The sequence below is a fragment of the Robinsoniella sp. RHS genome, assembly GCF_001029355.1.
Classification (GTDB): Bacteria; Bacillota; Clostridia; order Lachnospirales; family Lachnospiraceae; genus Robinsoniella; species Robinsoniella peoriensis.
Window position 1 is genome coordinate 60,438 of the sequence record NZ_JNGB01000032.1, and the last position, 22,374, is coordinate 82,811.

Here is a 22,374-nt window from a genome sequence, read left to right on the forward strand (position 1 = left end):
ACGGCTATGAAAAAACAATTAGCTATGTACGACATACGAGGAATACAAAACTACATATTTAAAACCAACAAACTAAAAGAAATTATTGGTGCATCTATGCTGGTGGAAGACGTTATAATGGGTTCACTTTATAAAGTATTCCAGGAATACAAAAATGAGTTTCCAGATTTTACATATTTCATGGATTGGGAAGAACAAGAAGAGTTTGAAGACGTATATCATGCAAATGTTCTATTTGTTGGTGGTGGAAATGCATATGTAATCTATGGTGATCAACAAATTGCACATAATATAAATCAAAGGCTCGCGCGTAATATATTAGAGAAAACATATTCTCTGCAGCTTGCTACGGCCATGGTAGATATTTCTTATAATTATACGAATGACTATGAAAATATACAACAAAAGATGAGTGAAGTTAAATCAGCTATGCCTAAGTCCACACTTTTGGGAGCATTGCCAATTGTTCGCAAAGAAGTGTCAACCGGGTTTCCACTTGCAAGAGTTTCTGAAACTGATTGGAATAAATTTGAAGAAGTAAGTGAAGAGACTTACTTGAAATTATCAAAAGTAAAAGAGATGAATGAGACATACATTAGCCTTGATGAAATGACGAAAAAGTTTGAGGACAGTACAATCGCTATCGTGCATATTGATGGCAATAACATGGGGCAGAGAATCCGCAAATTGCTTAGCGGGATATCTATGTATGAAAAAGCAATACCCAGAATTCGTGAAATTTCTAAGAATATAAAGAAAAGTTTTCAAGAAACCTATGAAAAAATGGAGAGCATATCAAATTCAATTCAAGATAATAAGAGATGTATTCAAAAAATTATTCTTGGCGGTGATGATGTCACATTTGTATGCAAAGGCAAATATGCGCTAAGTCTCACAGAATGGTTTTTAAAGGATATTATGAACAAAAAAATGTATGGAGAAAATAATGAAGAAGATCTGATAAATTATGGTTTTACTGCATGTGCTGGAATCGCATATGTACATTCTCACTTTCCATTCTCCTTTGGCTATGAGATAGCAGAGCAGTGTTGCAGCAGTGCAAAGAAAGCGGCAAAATTATCAGCCAGAGAAAGTATGTGTCATGTAGAAATAAACAATGGATCAGATCCCCTACAGATCGTTGGCAGTTATGTGGATTTTCAGATTTGCAAGGAAGTACAGGCCGTGAATCTGCAGGAGTTTCGGCGTAAAAATTATAACGTGCCCGACGAAACATTCCTTTTAAGACGTCCGTACTATATCCCATTTCGGGAGGATAATTCAGTATGGACAGCAGTAAATTTACAGAAGAAAAATATAGAGTGTAATATTGATGATTTTAAAAAAGACTATAACTATTTTAAAAACATAAAGGGGTTTTCAAGGAAATTAAGAGATGCTTATTCAGGCGGAAAACATGAAGTGAAGCAGATTTTGGAATATGGAAAAGCAAAAGGAAAAATAGCAAAGGACGATGTGTTATTCACAGAAGAAGCATATATTGGTGATCAGAAGAATATAGCTGCATGGTATGATGTGGTTGAAATGATAGATCTATATGAGGAGGTGGGCATAAATGGCTAAAATCAGAATTACATTACTAAGTGACACTTGTATTTCAGATGGGGAACGATATAACAGCTATATTGATACCGACATCTGTTATGATAGTTATGGATTGCCTTACATTCCGGCAAAGCGTATTAAGGGGTGTTTAAGAGAGACTGCTATGGAATTGAATGACATGGGAGAGAAGATAAACATCGATTGCTTATTTGGTAAAACTGACAGCATAATAGCCGGAGTTTCTTTTGGAAATGGAAAACTGATAGATGAAGCTGACTATATGGAAGATATTAATAAAATAATGAATACAGACAGCCCAACTATTATTCATGAACAAAATGTATTAGATCATTTCACCTATATCAGGACACAAACAGCTATTAACGCAAATGGGGCGGCAGAAGATAACTCACTTAGATCAATTAGAGTTCTAAAGAAAGGACTTGTATTCATTGCCAAAGTAGAATGTTCCAAAGACAATGAACAAGATCTGGAAAAATGCTGTAAAGTGTGGAGACATGTGGGATATAACAGAACCAGAGGACTGGGTGAGATAAAAGTCTCTTTGATAACGGAAGCCCAAGCTTGCGAAAAGCAAAAATATGAAGTTCATAATAGAAATCCAGAGATAATAGAACAGGAAGCAGTTTCAAATAAAAATGTTACAATGAAGTATTGGATTGAATTAAAGTCTCCTGTATTATTCAGGGGAAGTGGGAACGGACTCATACATAATCAGGATTATATAGAGGGTGGAAAGCTGTTAGGGTATATTGCGGGGCAGCTTGGTAACATCGCATACGGTCAATTCATGAAAAAGGGGAATTTTCAGATAAGTAATGCCTATTTATCTGAAGATGAAGAACGATATACACCCATTCCCGCATCTTATTATCATGACAAAGATGATTTTCCTGACTTCATTATAAAAGATAGAGTTCACGAGGACAGTCAGTCGGATTCGGCTCAAGTTTTGCCAATGGCAGGAGGGTATATGCATTCTTATGAAGAAGGAATAAAGTATCTGATTCCTGAAAGTGAAATCAAATATCACCATTCCAGGTCTGAAGATAAAGGGGTAGGGAGAACGAGGTTAAATGAGAATGGCGCAGAGCTTTACCAATTATCTGCACTTTGTAAAGGACAGAAGTTTTGTGGGTTTTTGAGGGGAAGTCATAGCCAGATTATGGAAGTAAAGCAAATGATGGAAAGAAAGCCTTATTTCAGGATGGGTAACAATAGAACCGCAGAGTATGGAGAAGTGAGAATAACTTTTGATAAAAATATAGAAGGACCTTCAGTGTTTCATGAGTCCAAACGGTTTGTTTTAAAATGTAATGCACCGTTGATTTTATATAATGATGATGGTATGTATACTACTAGTATAGCAGAAATAAAAGCTACTGTTGCTAGAAAATTAAAGCTTGATCCACAAACGATAAAGGTTGAGAAATCTTTTGTAAATTATACAACAATTGGTGGCTATAATGCAACATGGAAGATGGACAAGCCATGGATACAGGTAGTGGATAAAGGCAGTGTTTTTGTATTCAAAACAGATATACCGGTGGATATTGGTATTCTAAAAAACGATTTCTTAGGCGAAAGAACAAGTCAGGGATTTGGAGAGTGTGAGGCATATGATATTCCTGAAAATTATCACCAGAAAGTGAAAAAGGATTTGGAAAGAAAAAGCGGCGGTTCCGATTTATTCAAAATAGACTTAGAACAGATGAAATCTTCGCTAATAAAAGATATTTTAACGAGACAAGTTAAAATCAAAATAGAAACAATAGCTATAAATTGTACGAAAGAACATGAAAAAAGCTTACAAAAGAAAAGTTCTAATGCTGCTATTGCAAAGTTGCTTCTTGTTATAAAGGAGCATACACATAAACAGGAAATTTTGGAAGAAGTTGAGGCCTGGGAAGATGAGAATAAGAAAGATATTGCAATTAGTTGGTTAAATAGTATGAAAGATTATAAGTGCAAGAAGCCGGAAGAATGGACTAGCATAGAAAAACTATATTCTAAGATAAATATGTCAGAAGACGATGCCTATCATTGTTATATCAAAGCGTTTATGTTGCAGTTGAAAAATTTAAATGAATCGAAGAAAAAACAGCAGGGGGAGTAGAATTATGAAAAATACCATTACAGACAGAATATATCTGTCAATGCAAATACAATTGGAGTCTCCTCTTTGCGTTGCAAGTGGAGAAATGCTGTTAACGGATCATGATATTATACGTGATTTTGATGGTAAGCCCTTTATTCCCGGAACAACAATAGCAGGTGTAATGAGAAGCTATCTGGAAGAAGAAGTTAGTAGAAATTTATTTGGATATAGCGAAAATGAGCAATCTAGGATGAGCAGTATTTTTATATCAGATGTATATTTAAAGAACATAGAGGGAAAAGATGTCTCTACTCAAATTAGAGATGGGGTATCTTTGAAAAATAAAATAGCAGTTACAAATAGAAAGTATGAAATGGAAGTGGTAGACACCGGGGCGGTGGGAATGCTTTATTTGGAGTTTATTCTCAGGGAAAAAAATTCATTAAATACAGGTGAGTTGAAAGAGGAAATTAAAAAAATAATATTTGGTTTGGTAAGTGGAGAAATTCGATTTGGACATCGGAAAAACCGTGGATACGGGAAAGTCAAAGTGCTAAATGTCTGGTTCAATCATTTTGTGGTTGGAAAACATTCTGTAGCAGACTGGATTGAATTTAATCCTAAAGATGTAAAATGTTATAGGGAATCATATGGAATAAAAGAAATCAATTGCATCTTAGATGCGAATATAAAACGAAAATATATAGAATTGAAGGTTCCTCTTAAACTTACAGGAGGAATTAGCATACGGCAATATCAAGCGAAAAAAGATGCGCCTGATTATAAACATATTACAAGTAATCATATTTCGGTTATTCCGGGAACGAGTTGGTGTGGAGCGATCAGAAACGGTGCAGAGCGTATCTTAAAGGAACTAGGACTTAGGAATATCCAAGAAAAGCTGGAATATTTGTTTGGAAATATAAATGAAGGGTCTGCAGAGGCGAAAGAATCCAAACTTATCGTTAGTGAAAGCTGTTTGCAGGATGGCAGACAGAAGATAATAACGAGAAATAAAATAGATCGGTTTACAAATGCTTCCGTTCAAGGGGCATTATATACAGAGCAGATGTACGTAGGGGGTAATCTGTATTTAAATCTGAAAGTGCAGGATCTGGACGGGTACCAATGGGTGGTCGGATTGCTGCTTCTAATAGTAAAGGATATTCAAAATGGTTACATTCCTGTAGGTGGAGAGACTGCCATAGGTCATGGAATAATGGAGAAAGGTGAAAAAGAAATATATATATCTAAAGGGAAATCAGATGATTATATGCGGTCATTGGAACAAATATGTGTTCAAGAAAGGAGGAGAGTATATTGATTTATAACTTGAAAAATTTAGGGTTAGAAAAAATTAAAAACGCGCCATCAACGGGGTACATTTTGGCATATTGTAAAAAAGGAGTTCTATTTAGAATATATGATGATACAGTAAATAATTTCAGAGAACCTCAGGACTGGGAGGACGGAGAGTTACTGGAACTACATATTTTTAATGAGAAAAAAGAGTATAGGGCAGTGTTTTCGGAAGAGAGACAGAAGTATATAGAAGCAATAATACAAGAACAGAATGATGAGGGAGTAGAATTTGTAAAAGTAGAAAATATGTTCTTGAAAAATAGCAGTAAAAAGTTAAAAGTAGTTAATTATATTACATATGATGAGAATGATATGATTGTAATTAATAATTATAGATTGGCAGGAGTGATTTCAGATCTTTCGGAGAGGAGAATGTGAGATATGGAAAATTTTATAAATCCTTATCATTTTATACCGTTGCCAGAGAAAAAGACAGAGTTTCATTCGGAGGAAGAAGAATTAATTTCGGGTGTGATTGAATATGAAATAACAACAAAGTCACCATTGTTTATTCCAGATACAGAAAATGACCACGCGTTTGAAAAATATATAAAAAGGGATAAGATGGATACAACAGAGAAACATATCTCTTATGATTTTTATTCATATCGAGACATAGAAACTGATAACCCAGCAGAAACATGTCAAAGACCTGTGATACCAGGGAGTGAACTTAGAGGTGTGTTTAGAAGTATTTACGAAACATTAACAGGTTCATGCTTTAATAATGCTATGGAAGATCAGTTAATTAGTAAGCGGACGCCGGAAATATTTAAAGCCGGTTTACTGTACAAGAAAGATGATAATAAATTTCAACTTTATGAGGCAGAAGATTATATCTATTATCCTTATAAGGGGAAAGATTATAAACAAAAAGAATATGAAAATGAAAGATACAAAGAAGGGCAGCGGGTATCGGCAGAATGTCATGGAAGAAAGAAGGGCAAAGGGAAAGTAGTTAAAATTATAGATAGATATGATACACGTGGTGAAAAAAAGAATGTGAAAGAAGGATATATAATAAAAGGAGAGCCAGGACCCAAGTTAGGAGATCCGAGAAATGAGAAGCATAATATGCATATCTTTGTATCAAAGAAGATTAAAGTCTCTAATCTAGATGAGAATCATCTTAAGAGGCTGCATAATGCAATTGAAACATATCAGAAACAACCGAACGCAAATAATCCCTATGAACAATATTATGTTAATTTACAGGCATTTGAAAAAGGAGATAAAGGTAGTTATTTTCCTGTCTACTATTCAATTGTGAAGAATAAATTATTATATTTATCCTGTGCATCTATTACAAGAGAAGTATATTATAACACCATTTATAATATTCTGGAAAAAAAAGAAATTAATAAATGCAATTCCATAAACAAATTATGTCCGGCGTGTTCTTTGTTTGGAATGACGGGAGATAGCAATGACTGCTCTATTGCCTCAAAAATTCGGGTAACAGATGCACAAAGTAAAATTTTGATAAATAATGAAAATTATTATGAAAAAATAGTTACCATTCCTGAGATGGGACAGCCAAAACCTTCTAATACAGAATTTTATTTACAAAAACCTGGATTAAAGAATGAAAATATAGATTTTTGGACTTATGATTATTATCTACAGTATGGGAATCAAGGAAAAGAACTAAAACTCTATAATGATAAAAATACAGCATATACACTGAAATTAAATGGTCGCAAGTTTTATTGGCATCAGAATTTAGACTGCAATAAGTTCAAGGACAAAGATCATAAACACATAAAATCATCTTGCAGGAATCGTACGATACGACCTGTTAAAAAAGGTGTAGAATTTATAGGAAAGGTCTATTTTGATCAGATATCTAATAAACAATTGAGACAATTGATATGGATATTAAACTGTGGCAGCAAGAAAGATAAGACCGATGGTGGGAACGGATATAAAATAGGAATGGGGAAACCTCTGGGATTTGGAAGCATTGAATGTAAAGTCACGGATGTAAAAATTAGAACTTTAGCTTTTAATAATAATCAAATAGAATATACTCAAAATTCCTTGTTTCAAAATAAGAAAGATGATACAGAAGATAAAATCGGTACATATAAAGAGGTCGGTTTTATTGAGGATGAAAAAATTAAAAATGCATTTTTTTTAATGACTTCTTTTAATGCGCTAAAGGATAAGATTGTGTCCTATCCATTTGTGGAAGGACAGAGAGACGAAATAAATGGAGAATTTGAAGGATATCGATGGTTTGTAGATAATCATGGATCCGGTATGAAAAATTGTAGAAGTAAAATGATAATTAAAAAAAGTCTACCTCGAATGGAAAGCTATAAATTAGAACAAATGAATAAGAAGAAAACATCTCGCGAATAAAGTATTAGGCATTGTGACAGAAGTCTGCTTTGTCCGGCTTTCCGGCAAAATATTATTGACAGCAAACAGTTACACACATTTCACACTGAACTGCCGAAAACACACTCTGCTGAGAAAACCAGCTTTGTGGCGACAACCTGAATCTCGGAAAGATACAAGTTTCCCACTCCCATCTTTCCGTGAACCATCTCAATTTACAAAGCGTTCCTTAATCAGCTAAACCACAACATAATAAACCTGCAATATGATTAAGCGTTTCTACCAACTGCCGTAAATAATTGATTATAGTTCTTTGAATTATAGTAATATTTTTACGGCAGTTGTTCTTTACCAAAATAAATTTAGAAAGAGCGATTCCAATGGACTACAAATATCTGGATATGGACGAATACAAAAGAAAAGCACATTTTGAGTATTTTAATAGTTTTGATTATCCATATGTCGGGTTAACTGCAAATGTCGATATAACAATCTGATCTAAACAGAAAAATCAAAAAAATTACCCGAGCATATTCTTATGGTCAGTCTATTATAGTATAATTATTTTTTGCAATTTCTATGCCTCCACCCCGCCTATCCACGCAAAAACGCCGCCCGCAGTCTTCTTTTGTAAATCTTGATGGTAAAGTATTTCAGGGAGTCCCTGTTTCAAGTAATGACACATAAAATTATTTGTAATAGTAAGCCATATAGGAAAAAGTTGCGAAATTACGAGATGTAGCGGGCTGCACAGACTATTTTCTGAATATGTCAAGAGCATGACTTGTAATACCCAGTAAATCTTCCCGCTCGCAGGTGGCAAAGTGATAATTCAAAAACAATTCAAATGCTTCATCGTCCATTGCATCTACATCTTCCCGCATCAATAAGGCACAGCCGTCAGATGCTGCGTAGTGCAGCCGGGACACAGAAAATGCAGACATCAAATCGTCTATGTTTTCTTTGCGGACAAGTTCAAATAAATCCTTTGGCTGGGACTTTGCGGCAAATGTTTTGGGATCAATCAAGCCCTTTTCAATATATCCGGCAACACTGATATTACCGCGTTTGAACCCTTCGTCAAGGAGACAGCCGTCAGATATGACATACGCGGCGAAAATCACACCGCCCGGTTTTGTCACACGGATTGCTTCGCGCAGGGCCTGTTGTTTGTCTTCTTTGGTGTAAAGATGGTACAGAGGACCTAACAGCAGAGTGATGTTATATTGATTGTCAGAAAAAGCAGACAAATCCAGAGCATTACCTTGCGTAATGGTGATAGTCTCATCAGACTGGGTATTTTGACGGAAAATGTCTATGTTATGCTGGATTAGTTCCACTGCGTCTACGGCATAACCCTGACGTGCCAGTGCGTGGGAATACCGGCCGGTTGCAGCGCCGATTTCAAGCACCCGGTTACCGGGTCTTATGTATTTTTCGATATAATGCATCGTAGTGAGGAATTCAACCGACCCATGCTTTAACGCCAGCCGGCTGTCTTCATCATAATTATTGTAAAATTCGGTTAGGTACTGGTTTGTTTTCATATGGTATCCTTTCTTTCAAGTCAAGCTAATAGATAAAGCCCATTTGTTTCTGGATTCTGATATCACAGATAATATTGGCAATCGTAAATTAAAATAATTAAAGCCCATTTGTTTCTGGATTCTGATATCACAGTCGATATTGGCAATCGTAAAATCTTAAATAATTAATTCCCATTTGTTTTGCAGTCTGATAACACATGCTGTATTGACAAGGTGAATCTCAAATAGATAAATTCCAATCTGGTTTTTCCTGTCTTATAAGAGCAGACAATAAATTTACCACCATTTTTTCAGCACTATTTCTATCCAATTCTATTTTTTTCGTCGCGGTTAGGACTGCAATACCATGAGTATATAGGAATAAATCCAAAAATATTACTTTTGCGCATTCTAACTCGACTCCAATGGCTTCCGAAAAAGATCTTGCTTTATTTTCATTATCAATTTCTTTATAAAAATCCTTTGCCTCTGCCATTTTCAAATCCATATCGTTGATAAATAACAACTTAAATAAATGTGTTTCTTCCTGGGCAAATTCAATGTAGGAAAGAGGAAGAATTAAATGGGGACTGATTTTTTCAGAATTACCATAATGGATAACATACTGTTCATAGTATTCATATGCAGAGGCAAGGAAATCCGTTTTTAATTGATCCATGTTTTCATAACAGGTAAAAATAGGTCTTGTAGAACATTGCAGTTTATTTGCAATACTCCTTGCATTTACAGTTTCAAATCCCGACTCTCTTGTAATTTCCAGAACAATATTTAAAATCATTTCTTTCGTTATTTTTGCTTTCGGCGGCATAGTCCAATTCACTTTCTTATATAAAATTATTAAATAACATATGTTGCATAACTATTGTTGCATATTAAATAGTATATGTCAAGCGGGAATTCTAGATGCTTCTTGAGGGTGCACTTTAATTATTTCCCAATATTTTGTGAAAAATAAAAAAATACTATTATTTTAGATACGAATATTGTAGAATATAGTCGAAATATATTTGGGCAATATAAAATAATGTGGTTATTTTGCTGAAATTACCATTAAATTCCACAGAATACAGGATAAAATGTCTGGTGGTGACAAAAGATTTAAAGTAAAATAGAAACAGAAGGTGACAAAAGAGTATTTTTTGTAAAATGGTGGAGGAAAGTTTATGATCAAGGTAATGATTGCGGATGATGAAGAAAAGGTGTGCCGATTGATTTATAAACTAATTGATTGGACTTCATTGGAAATGGAAGTAACGTCGATAGCTTATAACGGGATGGAGGCGTTGGAACAAATAAAAGTTTTTAATCCCGATATTGTAATTACGGATATCCGAATGCCTGGATGTGATGGTTTAGAGCTGATACAAAAATCAAAAGAGCTTAATGAATTTGTAGAATTTATCATTATCAGTGGTTATCGACATTTTGACTATGCGCAAAGTGCCATTAAATATGGGGTCAATGATTATCTGTTAAAACCTATTAAAAAAGAAGAACTGATGCAGACTCTGAATAAAATGCGAGAAAAATATCGTAAGAAAAATGAAAACAGCTCCAGGGAGGAAAAAATAAAGCGGCTGCTGGAACAGAGTATTCAGAAGATCCGTTCCAGTATTTTTATAGATTTACTGATGCAGCAGACGGAAGAAGAGAAATTCTATTTAGAAGATATAAATAATAGATATCAGTTTCAATTTCAGGAGGGCTGTTTTCAGGTTATTATAATAAAAATTGATCACAGTGGTGATTTAAGTAAAGCAAGTATTGAGTATCTGGGAGATAAAGTTGCTAATGCCGCATTGAACCGGATTAAAGAACTATGCTGGGAGATAGAATGTTACTTTATAGCAGGGGCTGAATACTGCCTGTTAAATTATAAGGAGGAAAATAAAAAGATTATCCGAAAACAAATCAAAGCGTTACTGGATGAAATAACCCTTCAGGAAGCTTTATTTGAACAGGTGAAATTTACAATAGGAATTGGTACAGCGGTGGAAAAAATACAAAAACTGCATCAGTCATCCAGAGCAGCGGAACTGGCACTGGAGCAGCGGTTGATAGCGGGCACCGGCAAAATCATAGAGGAGGTTTCATCTGAAACTAAAAATATTTCAGCAAACCCAATGTTCTTTGCCTTTAATAAATCTTTGACGGATGCTTTCGAGCGGATGGATGCTGAATTGGCTAAATCGTCCGTAGAAATTTTAAAAGAGAATATATTTAGCCAGTCTGATATAACGGGACATGATGTAATACAAGCGGCAGAGGAGGTGTGCAATATCTTTATATCTTGTATGCGGAATAATCAGATCGTTGTGAAAGAGGCCTATTCAAGTATAAACCGGTTTCGGCAGCAGGCTGCTGATTGCAGCAGCGGAGAGCAGCTGTTTTCCTTTCTGGGGGAAGCAATAGCTGACGGACTGCAATTAATTGCTGAAGATAAAAAGCAGGAGGATAGCAGGCCTATAAGAACTGCTAAGTTATATATACAGGATCATTACATGAACGCTGTCACAATCGAAGAGGTCAGTTATGCAGCAGGCTTTAGTGCAACCTATTTTAGTTCTCTTTTTAAAAAAGAAACCGGTAGTACTTTTCTGGAATATCTATCTAAGATCAGGATGACAGCAGCAAAAGATATTCTAAAGAAAACAAATTTGAATGTTGCAGTTATATGTGAACAGGTGGGGTACAGTGATGTGAAATATTTTACGAAAAACTTTAAAAAGCATACTGGATTAAAACCGAATGAATACCGAAAATTATATTCGTAATGCTTGCAGATATAGGAGGATATCCGTATGGGTAATGATAAAGGGAGTGGTGCAAAAAGAAGAAAAACTAATTATATTATGATACGGAGTGCAGTCATAATGTTCCTGCTGGGAGGGTTTTCACTGATTATGCTTATTATGCTTACAATTTTCCGGCAAGAGGGCATGTTCTATATTCTGTTATTGATTGGTCTGTATGGCCTGTTTGGGGCAATTATTTATTTCGGATATCAATTTTTATATAAGCCTTACCGGGATACGGAAAAGGTGTGCAGGTTATTTTCAGAGGGATATTTGCTGCAGGGGTTATTTGAACTAAGAGTGCCTCTGTCTCCCCAGATGGAAGCCGCCACAAATAAATTCAGGGAATTACTGGATATGAAAGAGTTGATAAGTTTGACGAAAAAGCAGGCAGAGTACCTGGCACTGCAAAATCAGATCAATCCCCATTTTTTATACAATACCCTGGAAGGGATAAGAAGTGAGGCATTATATGCAGGTATCGATTCGGTTGCAGAGATGACGGAGGCACTGGCGACCTTTTTTCGCTATACCATCTCAAACGTAGAGCACTTGGTGACTTTAGAGGACGAACTTGCCAATATTGAAAATTATTATATTATACAGCAGTTCCGGTTTGGTAAAAGGCTTAAATACCATGTGGAGATTGACGCGGAGGAAGAACGGGAAATCTTAAAATGCAGGCTGCCAAAGCTCATACTGCAGCCCATAGTAGAAAATGCAATTTATCATGGGATAGAACGTAAGATCGGGGATGGAATTTTATGTGTAAAAATAGAGAATACGGCTTCCCGGTGTATTATCACAATTTCTGATAATGGACTGGGAATGAATGAAACTGTAGTAGATGGTCTGAATGAAAAATTAAAGACTGCTTCCATTACTACATTTCATCAAGATAAAAAAGGCGGCAGTATTGCAGTCGAAAACGTGAATAATCGTATCAAAATATTATTTGGTGAAGAATACGGTATTTATATCTATAGTAAACAAAATGTGGGAACGGATGTGGAAATTACACTTCCCATTGTAAAGGAATAGCTAATGAAAAAAGAAATCCTGAGAATGGAAAACGTTACAAGACAAATTGAAGGGATTACCTATCTGAACAATATTAATTTTCATATATTTAAGGACGAAATCATGGGCCTTTTGACTTTAAATTCCCAGGGGGAGCATCAGCTGGTTTCGTTAATCAGCCAGAATCTGCCTATCCAATACGGTAGAATTTACTTTGATGATCTTCTGGTAAATAGCTATGCCCATAGTGATATGACCAGAAACCGGGTCTCCTTAATAGGGGCAGGGAGCAGATTGGTTAACAATCTGACCATATCAGATAATATTTTTGTTTTGCGCCGGGGGTTTAAGAAGTGGTTTATTAAACGCAGCGTACTGAATCTCCAGGTGCAAAAATTACTGGAAGAGATCAATATAGAAATGAAGCCGGGGCGGCAGGTCAAAGGACTTTCATCCTTAGAGCGGTGTACGGTGGAATTGCTGCGGGCCGTAACGGCTGGCTCTGAGTTAATCATCCTTAACAATTTAAGCAGCTTTTTCAGCACGGTGGAGTTAAGAAAATTTCTGGATATTGTTCAGTTTTTCCGAAAGGAAGGAATTGCATTTCTCTATATCAGTTGTGATTATAAGGAACTTATTCAAGCCTGTCACAGAATTGCCATCCTGGATTCAGGCAAAATTATAAAAATTCTGCCTAAAAAGGAGATGAGTGCCGGGCATATCAGCCCATATATTATTTCTTTTGATTCCCTAACCATGATGGAGAGTCCGGAAGCAGGAAGTTCTATTTTTCAGTTTGAAAATGTCAGTACAGACTATATTGAGAACTTGTCTTTTTCCATAAACAAAGGGGAATGTACTGTTATTTTAGATATGAATAATTCTGGTTTACAAGAAATAATTGCACTGATATTGGGTGAAAAAAGCCCGTTACAGGGGGCTGTTTTATGTGAAGGAGGAAAAGAGTCCGCACAAAATATTGGAATTATTCCGGCAGATCCCATTCCCGGTCAAATATTTGAAAACTTCAGTTATGCAGAAAATATCTGTTTTTTTACTGACGTTAAAATAAAAAAAAGCATTTCCAGAAAAAAGCTGTTAAAAAGCGTAATAAACGAATATGAGCCATTCATTGGACCGGAAATACATACGAAAAATATTTCAGAGCTGGAACTGTCTTCTTTGTATAATATTGTATATTTCCGATACCATCTCTATCATCCCAAAATCCTATTTTGCATACAGCCTCTAGCCCAGGCTGATATGTATCTGCGGCGCCATATTCTGGGGCTGATTCAAAAATTGAAGAATAAGGGAATCACGATTGTAATTTTAACCGTCAGCATATCAGAATTGATGGATGTTGCGGACCGGGTATTGATTATGAAAGATGCTAAGATGATAAAAGATTGCAGGAGTGATGAATTTTTGTTGTTTCAATCTCATTCCGGGGAACAAAATTCTATTTAAAACCGTAAGAATCACCCCTTAAAAAGGAGGATACACCCCTACCTGCCAGAGGATTAAAATGATACACTTTTCATATAGAAAAGCAACAGATCAAGTCGGAATAACTGGAGAATCCAGATGGCAGAAAGGGTATAGGGATGGTTGAAAATGTATTGCAGATGTCAAACATAAGTAAAAGTTTTAAAGGTGTCCATGCACTGAAGGGAGTAACATTTCATGCAAAGGCAGGCAAAGTGAATGTCCTGATGGGAGAAAACGGGGCAGGAAAATCAACATTAATGCGTGTTTTAGTGGGCGCACATAAAAAAGACAGTGGTGAGATTTTGATTGCTGGGGAAAAAGTTTCTATTGAGAGTCCCAGTGACGCAATCAAACATCATATTGCCATGATATACCAGGAATTAAATCTTATTATGGATATGACGGTAGAAGAAAATATCTTTATCGGACGGGAAATAACAAAAAGTTTATTTTTAGACAAAAGAGCATTATTGTCAAAAACCCGTCTTTTGATGGAAGAATATGGGGTAAATATTGATCCTAAGGCAGTGGTCAGTCAACTGAGTGTCGCAAATCAGCAAATGCTGGAAATTGTTAAAGCGCTTTCCCTGGATGCCAGAATAATTATAATGGATGAACCTACATCTTCACTTACTGCACCTGAAGTACGTTTACTATTTAAGATTATTAAAAAACTGAATGAACAGGGAATCACCATTATCTACATATCACACCGCATGGAAGAAGTATTTGAGATCGGTGATTATATTACGATTATGCGGGATGGAGAACTGGCAGGTGAATGGTCCCTAAAGGACATGAAACCAGAAGAAGTGATCTGTGCCATGGTTGGTAGGAAAATTTCAAAACCGTTTCCTAAAGAAAAAACAAAATTAGGGGAAACTGTTTTAAAAGTGGAAGGACTGTCAAAAAAAGGAGTATTCGAAAATATTAATTTTGATTTGAGAAAAGGTGAAATTTTAGGAGTTTCCGGACTGGTGGGGGCAGGAAGAACGGAGATGGCGATGGGGATTTTCGGTGCGCTTCCCATTACAGACGGCAGGGTGTATTTGAATGGGAAAGAAATTAAAATACGAAATCCTGGTGATGCAATAAAATATAAAATTGCATATGTGCCGGAAGACAGGAAAGTTCTGGGACTTGATCTGAACGCCCGCATCAGCAATAATATATCCTTAACCAATATGGATCAAACAGCCCCAAAGGGTTTTTTGGATCGCCGGAAAGAAAGAGAACTTGCCAACAGAATGGTTGAAAAACTTAAAATAAAAACCCCCTCTATTTTTCAGGAAGCGGGAAATCTTTCAGGAGGAAACCAGCAAAAAGTAGTTCTTGCAAAATGGCTTTCCAGGGAGTTAGATGTCCTGATTCTGGATGAGCCGACCAGAGGGGTAGATATCGGAGCGAAAGAGGAGATTCATAAGCTGATATCAAAACTGGCGGGAGAAGGACTTAGCATTATCCTGATTTCATCTGAAATGACGGAAGTTCTTGGGATGTCCGACCGGGTGCTGGTGATGCATGAGGGTCAGCAGAAAGTAATATTAGATGCAGGTCTGGCAACACAGGAAAAAGTGATGTCATATGCAGTATAACGACAACAGGAGGGAATTGATATGGATTATAAAAAGGTACCGGCAGGCAAAAAGCTTGTATGGGAGAGAGTAAGCAGGTTTCCGCAATTTAGTATTCTCATTGCGCTGTTATTGCTTCTGATTGTATTTTCATTTGTTTCAAATTCATTTTTTACTTTTAATAATATTATCAATGTATTTCGGCAGACATCAACTAGTATTATTGTGTCTATTGGTATGACATTTGTATTTATTCTGGGCGGCATGGATCTTTCTGTGGGTTCCGCTGCCTGTTTGTCAGGACTGCTTGCAGCAGGCCTGATGACCGGAAAAAACGGCATGCAGCCGATCCCGGTCGTTGCAGCTATTCTGCTGGCACTTTTGGCAGGTACTTTTATCGGGCTTATAAATGGGATTATTATTACCAGGATTAAACTGCCGCCATTTATTGTGACACTGGCTATGATGAGTACAGTTAGAGGTATCGCACTGGTTTATACAGACGGTTCACCAATTTCAAAATTACCAAATCAGGCATTGGACTTGGGCAGAGGATATTTAGGTGCAATTCCGATTCCGGTAATCGTGATGGCTGTAGTTTTGGCAATTGCGTGGATTGTACTTGCCTGTACAAGGTTTGGGAGATATATCTATGCCATTGGCGGAAATGAGGAATGTACGAGGCTTTCTGGAATTAATGTCAATAAAATAAAATTGATTGTATACTCAATCAGCGGCCTTTGTGCAGCTATTACAGGAATATTGCTTACCATGAGACTGGGATCCGGACAGCCTACTCTGGCAGAAGGATTAGAGATGGATGCAATTACTGCGGTAGTTTTGGGAGGGACTGCAATTACAGGTGGCAGAGGTTATATGCTGGGTACACTGCTGGGATGTGTTTTCCTGACATTTTTAGGGAATGGTTTTAATATCATAGGTATTTCATCTTTTTGGCAGCAGATACTCAAAGGTATCATTCTGATTGTCGCGATCAGTTTGTATAGTACAAAGAAAAAGTAATGGAAAAGGAAGGGTATGAAAATGAAGAAAAAATTATTGGTGGTTTTAGCAGCAGGTATTATGGGAGCATCCTTATTGGCAGGATGCGGTGAAAATAATACCTCATCGGAAACAAAGGCAGTCCAGGAAAAAGCAGCAGAAGAAAAAACGGAAACAGAACCGGGAACCGGGCAGTCAAAAGAAGCATCGGATGATAAGGTAATCGGTATGTCGCTTATGGCATTTAATCATCCTTTTATGCAGGATATTATGAAAAGTGCAATGTATACTGCAGAAGAAGCAGGCTATACCGTATCGGCTGTGGATGCAAACTGGGATGCTGCAACACAGCAGCAGGGACTGGAGGATTTAATCAGCAGCGGAAAAATGAAGGCATTATTTGTCAACGCGGTTGATGGTGATGCAATTGTTCCTGTAGTGGAAGAAGCAAATAAAGCAGGAATACCGGTGATCACAGTAGATACAAAATCCAATGGTGGGGATGTATTTGCCCACGCAGCATCGGACAGCAAAGAGATTGGTAAAATGGCAGGTGAATACGCTGCAAAGCTGTTAAAAGAAAAAAATGGATCGGAAAAGGGAAAGACTATCGTAATTAATTATCCGCAGGTAACGAGTATGGCAGAAAGAGTCAGTGGTTTTAAAGAGGAATTATCCCAATATCCTGAAATTGAAATTATTGAAAAAAATGTACTTGAACTGACACCGGAAAGTGCCCAGGCTTTAATGGATGATTTGATCCAGACATATCCTGAAGGCTCATTTGATTTATTATTTGCGGCCAATGCTACGACTGGCGTTGGTGCAAATGCTGTTACGGAATCCGCAAACAGAACGGATTATCTGGTAATTGCCGTCGATGATGATCCGGAATTAATTGCAGCCCTGCAAAGAGGAAAACAGTTTAAAGGCATGGTAGTACAGGATGGCATCGATATCGGGAAAAAAGGAATGGAACTGTGTATAGCTGGTGCGGAAGGAAAAACTGCAGAAGAAAAAATAGTTGCTACCAGAATTTCACTGGTGACAAATGAGAACTTAGAAGAGTATCAGAAAGAATATGCAGAGAGACAAAAGGTTATAGAATCATACGGCCAGAAATAAATTATGTCACAATAAAAGTGTGAATACAGATAACTGATTTGGGCTTATTCCAAAATTGAAATAAGCCCAAACCGGAAAGGATTGGGTAGGGATATGAATAATATTGACAAATGGATCGATGAAGTGAAAGAATTGACCAGTAAAATATCAGAAGCAGGGCAGATCGGGATTTGTACGTTTGCCCAGGGTAATGTGGAGGATTGTGAAATGGTTAATTTTGACGATTCTGCCTGGGAGAAGGTGATGGGAAAAAGTGTGCCCATCAATGGAATCAACACTGGCTCCGGAGGGAGTGTTCAAGGAGAAGCAGGGATAGAAACCCGTGACTGGAATATGTCATATGGGGAAGCAGCTTTAAGGAAACAAATCACTTACCCATCTACCGTGGAGGGGATATGCACTGATAATGCAAAAATATCGATTACCATGACTATACTTGCACCGGTTCAGGTTTTTTTAGACGGAGTAAAGATTGCAGATTTTAAATACTGGGGGGATACCCGCCACTGTGAACTATGTATAAATGAAAATCATAAAAAAGGCCAGAAATATTTACTGGTATTGAAGACGCCGGAAACAGGGGGGGATGCTTATCTGGGGATCTATATCAATTGCGATATTCTGGAGAAACAGATGCTGGAATTGATGACTGCTGTTGAACAACTGTTGTTTACTCAAAAACTTGCATTACTGCATGGTTCTGAGATAAATAAATACCTGGATATCCTGGAAAGGAAACTGGATACGGATACTGTACGGAACCGGAATTGGGTGGAAATCCGGAAACAGCTTGAACTGATTGATAAAGTGCTGAAGAACACCGACGTATTTGCAAAAGAGTTTAAAGTACATATGATTGCCCATGCCCATATTGATATGAACTGGCTTTGGGATTATCAGGATACCGAAGATATCTGTATCAGGGATTTCAGGACAATCTGCAATATTATGGATGAAAATCCGGATTTGAGATTTTCTCAGAGCCAGTCTTGTGTATATGACATTGTGCAGAAAAAAGATCCTGCAACGTTTGAAAGGGTTCTGAAAAAGATTCAGGAAGGCACATGGGAAGTGACGGCAGCTACCTGGTCTGAGAATGACTTAAATATGACTGGCGGGGAGACCATGGCACGTAATCTGTATCATGCTTCTGATTATGCAAAAGAGGTATTAAAGACAATACCTTCAAGAGTTGTCTGGGAACCGGACACTTTTGGCCATCCGGCATCCACACCAAATATACTTGCCAAAGCAGGGGTGGAATATTATTATCATTTCAGATGTCCCAGGGGTGCGGGACTTACCTGGTGGGAAGGAACCGATGGCTCCCGGATACTGGATTTTGCATTTGGACCGTATAATAATATGATCCGCCCCCAGAATGTCATGCCGGTTGTTCACAGTTTATTTGATCATTATGGGCTAAAAAGTTCCATGTTTGTGTTTGGTGTGGGGGACCATGGGGGAGGACCGACAAAATATGACATTAAGGTTAAACGATATCTGGATCAAAAACCGGGACTGCCCAGGTTTGTATTTTCCAAAGTATGCGATTTCTTTGATGAAGTCTTGACATTAAAAAAGGATTTTCCTGTTGTTAAGGATGAGCAGAACCCGATATTCGCAGGATGCTACACAACAAAGACAAAGATTAAAAAGTATGCCAGAGACGGGGAGGCAGGACTGCTGAATGCAGAATCGGTACTTGCATATCAGAGTACCTGTCAGGATCAGATACATTATATGGGGGAACTTACAGAAGCGTGGAAAGATTTGGGGTTCTTGGGATTTCATGATATTATATGCGGATGCGGGAATCATGCACAGGACGAGTATGACTATGCTTTGGGGAAAAGTATAGTGGACAGAGCCGAAAAAACGGTAAATGGCATGTTCCATACCAATGAATCGGATCAGGTAATCAGTGTTTATAACCAGCTTGCTCAAACGCGGAGTGAGGTGGTAAGAGTGGATGCACCGTCAAATATCCCTCCGGCTGGAACCTTAAAAGATGCAGACGGCTGTTTGATTCCTTATCAGATCGAAGATGGGAAGCTGCATTTTACAGCGCGGGATCTCCTTCCGCTGTCAGTTACAAAATATCTGATAACAAATGAAAAGATACCGGGAACCAGCGTTCGAATTGAAAAAACCGGAACTCCCAAATCCGGCGGCTTTTTACGGGCGGAGACAGAGCGGTATGTGATGGAACTCAGCACGCTTACCGGAACAATTATGAAACTGTATGATAAAAAGGAAAAGAAGCATGTACTAGAAGAGATGCAGCCCTATGCTGAAGATGCCGGTTCATTCTGTGCACATAAAAGTTCCAATCTCTTGAAAATTTCTTTTGAGCAGCCCCGTATTATGTCCGCATGGATTCTGGGAAATGAATATAAATATGAAAATATCATAGGAATTCCTGAGATATCAATTGCTGCAAAGGGACCAGTATTTACGACAATTAAAATATTGCATACCTATAACAAAACCACGATTGAGCAATACATAACTTTATATACCCGGTTCGACAGAATTGATTTTAAAGCAGATGTTGACTGGCAGGAATTTGGCAGCGATGTGATCGGTGTTCCAACATTAAAAGTTGGAATTACCAGCGACATTCAAAAGCCTGATTTTATCTATGAAACGCCTTTTGGAAGTATTACCAGAGGCCGGCATAATACGGAACTTCCTTCTTACCGCTATACAGCCGTTTCCGGTGAAGAAAGAACACTTGCAATGTTCAATAACTGCAAATTCGGATTCTCGGCACAGGGATCAACACTGTCTATGACTATGGTCCGGGGTTCCTATTCTCCGAGTGCAAGGCCAGATGAAGGTATGACCAGTACTTGTTATGCCTTAAAGCCATACTATGGATTAACGGATAAGGCAGAACTTACCAGGGACGCGGCTTCCTTCAATCAGCCGCCGATTGCAGCCTGCTGCAATTACGATAACAGTAATAACGAAAGTCCATTGCTTCAATGTGATAACAAAAATATCTGGATATCCTGTGTGAAACCTGCATTTAACAGGGATGCTATTGTAGTCAGGATAATGGAATGCTGCGGACAGAAAACTGAGACTGCCTTAAAGCTTCATCAGCTTTTCAACAAGGCTTATATTACAGATATAAAAGAGGAAATCCAGACACCGGTACCCGTAAATGACGGGGAAGCCGTATTCAGCCTGGGTGCGAATGAGATTATTACCGTGCTGATTACAAAATAGTATAGCTAAAAATCTAGAGAGTTCCGGATATTCATTTTAGTTTCCGCAAGTTTATGCAGCAAAAAACTGTATATAACTTGCGGAATACAAAGCTTACCTCAGGATTAGATTTTTCGCGGTTTAAATATAGACACATTCATCATCCGGATCCCATTTGTACCCAATATCATCCGCTATCTTAACCGCCACATCAATATCCAGAATATCCGCAATAAATCCCAGTGTCATATCCATTCCCGCCATACTTCCCGAGGAAGAATAATATTTCCCGTCAGCAGCCCATTTTGCACCTTCAATCCAGTGTACCCCATTCATAGTATGCAGTGCCCAGAATATGTTTTTTTCGTACTGAGCCATCCTCCGGCGGAATGCTTTTCCTGTTTTTGCAAGCAGGGCAGATCCGGTAGAAATAGTCAGGCAGTAGGAACTTTTTTCAATAGCTTCTTTCAAAATCTCCAGGGAATCGAAGTCCTCTAAGAGCCTTCTGGCACCCGAACCGCCAGGGATTAATATGGCATTTCCTATTTCGTCCGGAACCAGCGGTTCTGTCCACACTTTAACACCCTGTGCGCTGTTTACGATTTTACCGGTCAGAGACACGTATTCGATATGAAATTCTTCTGGTATCTTTCCAAATAATTCAGCAGGACCAAACGCATCCAATGTTTCAAAATCATCATATAGTACAATACTTACCTTCATGCAAATACCTCCATTTTGTATAGACTAAGTGTATCAAGACAGATATTCCTTTACAAGCCTTGTGGGGGGATATTATTTGAAAAATATATCCCCATGGGCGGCTTGTATGCTGCTCATTTTTCGTTTATACTTTTAACTATACAAATGAAACAGGGAGCCGATATGGAAAAAAATACAGATTATATGCATCCACACCCGCATCATACACATCCCCATGAGAATACAAAAGCAGTTTTGAATCGTCTGTCCCGTGCTATCGGGCACTTGAAGTCTATCAAGGTGATGGTTGAGGAAGGGCGTGACTGCAGTGAGGTTTTAATACAATTATCAGCAGTGAAAGCGGCTATCAATAACACAGGAAAAGTAGTTTTGAAGGATCACCTTTCCCATTGTCTGATTGATTCTATTGAAACCGGAAATATGGAAGCCATTGAAGAATTAAATAAAGCCATTGACCAATTTGTAAAATAAGCAGCCTTTATGGTCCTGCT

The 22,374-nt window shown here is 37.6% G+C and carries 16 protein-coding genes; 13 read left to right on the forward strand and 3 right to left on the reverse strand.

The window, feature by feature from the left end; all coding sequences use genetic code 11:
* Positions 1 to 6: 6 nt before the first annotated feature.
* From RHS_RS15545 to RHS_RS15565, 5 genes are read left to right on the forward strand one after another with little or no spacing between them, the layout of a single operon-like run.
* Positions 7 to 1,584: a hypothetical protein gene (locus RHS_RS15545; protein ID WP_047833700.1), complete on the forward strand. Its 1,578-nt coding sequence runs from the start codon at positions 7 to 9 to the stop codon at positions 1,582 to 1,584.
* Positions 1,577 to 3,703 carry an RAMP superfamily CRISPR-associated protein gene (locus RHS_RS15550; RefSeq protein WP_047833701.1) on the forward strand — a complete coding sequence of 709 codons (2,127 nt, stop codon included), beginning with the start codon at positions 1,577 to 1,579 and terminating at the stop codon, positions 3,701 to 3,703. The genes RHS_RS15545 and RHS_RS15550 overlap by 8 nt, the downstream gene beginning before the upstream one ends.
* 4 nt (positions 3,704 to 3,707) lie before the next feature.
* Positions 3,708 to 5,009 (forward strand): RAMP superfamily CRISPR-associated protein, encoded by a 1,302-nt coding sequence (locus RHS_RS15555; protein ID WP_047833702.1) that lies wholly within the window; start codon positions 3,708 to 3,710, stop codon positions 5,007 to 5,009.
* On the forward strand, positions 5,006 to 5,425 hold the full coding sequence (locus RHS_RS15560) for a hypothetical protein (RefSeq protein WP_047833703.1): 420 nt from the start codon (positions 5,006 to 5,008) through the stop codon (positions 5,423 to 5,425). Before RHS_RS15555 ends, RHS_RS15560 begins: the two co-directional genes overlap by 4 nt.
* Before the next feature lie 3 nt (positions 5,426 to 5,428).
* The gene (locus RHS_RS15565; protein ID WP_047833704.1) at positions 5,429 to 7,411 is read left to right on the forward strand and encodes a TIGR03986 family CRISPR-associated RAMP protein; all 1,983 of its coding nucleotides are present in this window, start codon (positions 5,429 to 5,431) and stop codon (positions 7,409 to 7,411) included.
* 734 nt (positions 7,412 to 8,145) lie between these two features.
* On the opposite strand, the gene RHS_RS15570 is transcribed toward RHS_RS15565, so the two are convergent.
* Positions 8,146 to 8,937 carry a bifunctional 2-polyprenyl-6-hydroxyphenol methylase/3-demethylubiquinol 3-O-methyltransferase UbiG gene (locus RHS_RS15570; RefSeq protein WP_044293366.1) on the reverse strand — a complete coding sequence of 264 codons (792 nt, stop codon included), beginning with the start codon at positions 8,935 to 8,937 and terminating at the stop codon, positions 8,146 to 8,148.
* A 220-nt stretch (positions 8,938 to 9,157) separates the two neighbouring features.
* Entirely contained in the window at positions 9,158 to 9,745 is a 588-nt protein-coding gene (locus RHS_RS15575; RefSeq protein WP_044293363.1) for a WHG domain-containing protein, read from the reverse strand.
* 355 nt (positions 9,746 to 10,100) lie between these two features.
* On the opposite strand from RHS_RS15575, the gene RHS_RS15580 reads away from it, so the two are divergent.
* From RHS_RS15580 to RHS_RS15610, 7 genes are all read left to right on the forward strand, one after another.
* The gene (locus RHS_RS15580) at positions 10,101 to 11,711 is read left to right on the forward strand and encodes a response regulator (protein WP_047833705.1); all 1,611 of its coding nucleotides are present in this window, start codon (positions 10,101 to 10,103) and stop codon (positions 11,709 to 11,711) included.
* A gap of 27 nt (positions 11,712 to 11,738) precedes the next feature.
* A complete protein-coding gene (locus tag RHS_RS15585; protein WP_395022590.1) occupies positions 11,739 to 12,773 on the forward strand; it encodes a sensor histidine kinase in 1,035 nt (344 codons plus the stop codon).
* Positions 12,774 to 12,776: 3 nt separating this feature from the next.
* Positions 12,777 to 14,222, forward strand: coding sequence for an ATP-binding cassette domain-containing protein (locus tag RHS_RS15590; RefSeq protein WP_047833706.1), 1,446 nt, complete (start codon positions 12,777 to 12,779; stop codon positions 14,220 to 14,222).
* Between the two features lie 137 nt (positions 14,223 to 14,359).
* On the forward strand, positions 14,360 to 15,838 hold the full coding sequence (locus RHS_RS15595) for a sugar ABC transporter ATP-binding protein (RefSeq protein WP_027292045.1): 1,479 nt from the start codon (positions 14,360 to 14,362) through the stop codon (positions 15,836 to 15,838).
* A 21-nt stretch (positions 15,839 to 15,859) separates the two neighbouring features.
* On the forward strand, positions 15,860 to 16,840 hold the full coding sequence (locus RHS_RS15600) for an ABC transporter permease (RefSeq protein ID WP_081820069.1): 981 nt from the start codon (positions 15,860 to 15,862) through the stop codon (positions 16,838 to 16,840).
* A 21-nt stretch (positions 16,841 to 16,861) separates the two neighbouring features.
* Positions 16,862 to 17,944 (forward strand): substrate-binding domain-containing protein, encoded by a 1,083-nt coding sequence (locus tag RHS_RS15605; protein ID WP_027292044.1) that lies wholly within the window; start codon positions 16,862 to 16,864, stop codon positions 17,942 to 17,944.
* A 93-nt stretch (positions 17,945 to 18,037) separates the two neighbouring features.
* Positions 18,038 to 21,181, forward strand: coding sequence for an alpha-mannosidase (locus RHS_RS15610; RefSeq protein WP_047833707.1), 3,144 nt, complete (start codon positions 18,038 to 18,040; stop codon positions 21,179 to 21,181).
* Between the two features lie 120 nt (positions 21,182 to 21,301).
* On the opposite strand, the gene RHS_RS15615 is transcribed toward RHS_RS15610, so the two are convergent.
* Positions 21,302 to 21,883 carry a DJ-1/PfpI family protein gene (locus tag RHS_RS15615; RefSeq protein WP_027292042.1) on the reverse strand — a complete coding sequence of 194 codons (582 nt, stop codon included), beginning with the start codon at positions 21,881 to 21,883 and terminating at the stop codon, positions 21,302 to 21,304.
* A gap of 162 nt (positions 21,884 to 22,045) precedes the next feature.
* Here RHS_RS15615 and RHS_RS15620 point away from each other — a divergent pair, with 162 nt between their 5' ends.
* Positions 22,046 to 22,354, forward strand: coding sequence for a metal-sensing transcriptional repressor (locus tag RHS_RS15620; protein ID WP_027292041.1), 309 nt, complete (start codon positions 22,046 to 22,048; stop codon positions 22,352 to 22,354).
* Positions 22,355 to 22,374 lie beyond the last annotated feature (20 nt).

Excerpts from the sequence above, each read along its gene's own strand:
- RHS_RS15600 (WP_081820069.1), top strand. The coding sequence starts at position 15,860 with ATGGATTATAAAAAGGTACCGGCAGGCAAAAAGCTTGTATGGGAGAGA.
- RHS_RS15555 (WP_047833702.1), top strand. The coding sequence starts at position 3,708 with ATGAAAAATACCATTACAGACAGAATATATCTGTCAATGCAAATACAA.
- RHS_RS15545 (WP_047833700.1), top strand. The coding sequence starts at position 7 with ATGAAAAAACAATTAGCTATGTACGACATACGAGGAATACAAAACTAC.
- RHS_RS15585 (WP_395022590.1), top strand. The coding sequence starts at position 11,739 with ATGGGTAATGATAAAGGGAGTGGTGCAAAAAGAAGAAAAACTAATTAT.
- RHS_RS15565 (WP_047833704.1), top strand. The coding sequence starts at position 5,429 with ATGGAAAATTTTATAAATCCTTATCATTTTATACCGTTGCCAGAGAAA.
- RHS_RS15570 (WP_044293366.1), bottom strand. The coding sequence starts at position 8,937 with ATGAAAACAAACCAGTACCTAACCGAATTTTACAATAATTATGATGAA.
- RHS_RS15550 (WP_047833701.1), top strand. The coding sequence starts at position 1,577 with ATGGCTAAAATCAGAATTACATTACTAAGTGACACTTGTATTTCAGAT.
- RHS_RS15615 (WP_027292042.1), bottom strand. The coding sequence starts at position 21,883 with ATGAAGGTAAGTATTGTACTATATGATGATTTTGAAACATTGGATGCG.
- RHS_RS15610 (WP_047833707.1), top strand. The coding sequence starts at position 18,038 with ATGAATAATATTGACAAATGGATCGATGAAGTGAAAGAATTGACCAGT.
- RHS_RS15590 (WP_047833706.1), top strand. The coding sequence starts at position 12,777 with ATGAAAAAAGAAATCCTGAGAATGGAAAACGTTACAAGACAAATTGAA.
- RHS_RS15605 (WP_027292044.1), top strand. The coding sequence starts at position 16,862 with ATGAAGAAAAAATTATTGGTGGTTTTAGCAGCAGGTATTATGGGAGCA.
- RHS_RS15595 (WP_027292045.1), top strand. The coding sequence starts at position 14,360 with ATGGTTGAAAATGTATTGCAGATGTCAAACATAAGTAAAAGTTTTAAA.
- RHS_RS15620 (WP_027292041.1), top strand. The coding sequence starts at position 22,046 with ATGGAAAAAAATACAGATTATATGCATCCACACCCGCATCATACACAT.
- RHS_RS15580 (WP_047833705.1), top strand. The coding sequence starts at position 10,101 with ATGATCAAGGTAATGATTGCGGATGATGAAGAAAAGGTGTGCCGATTG.
- RHS_RS15575 (WP_044293363.1), bottom strand. The coding sequence starts at position 9,745 with ATGCCGCCGAAAGCAAAAATAACGAAAGAAATGATTTTAAATATTGTT.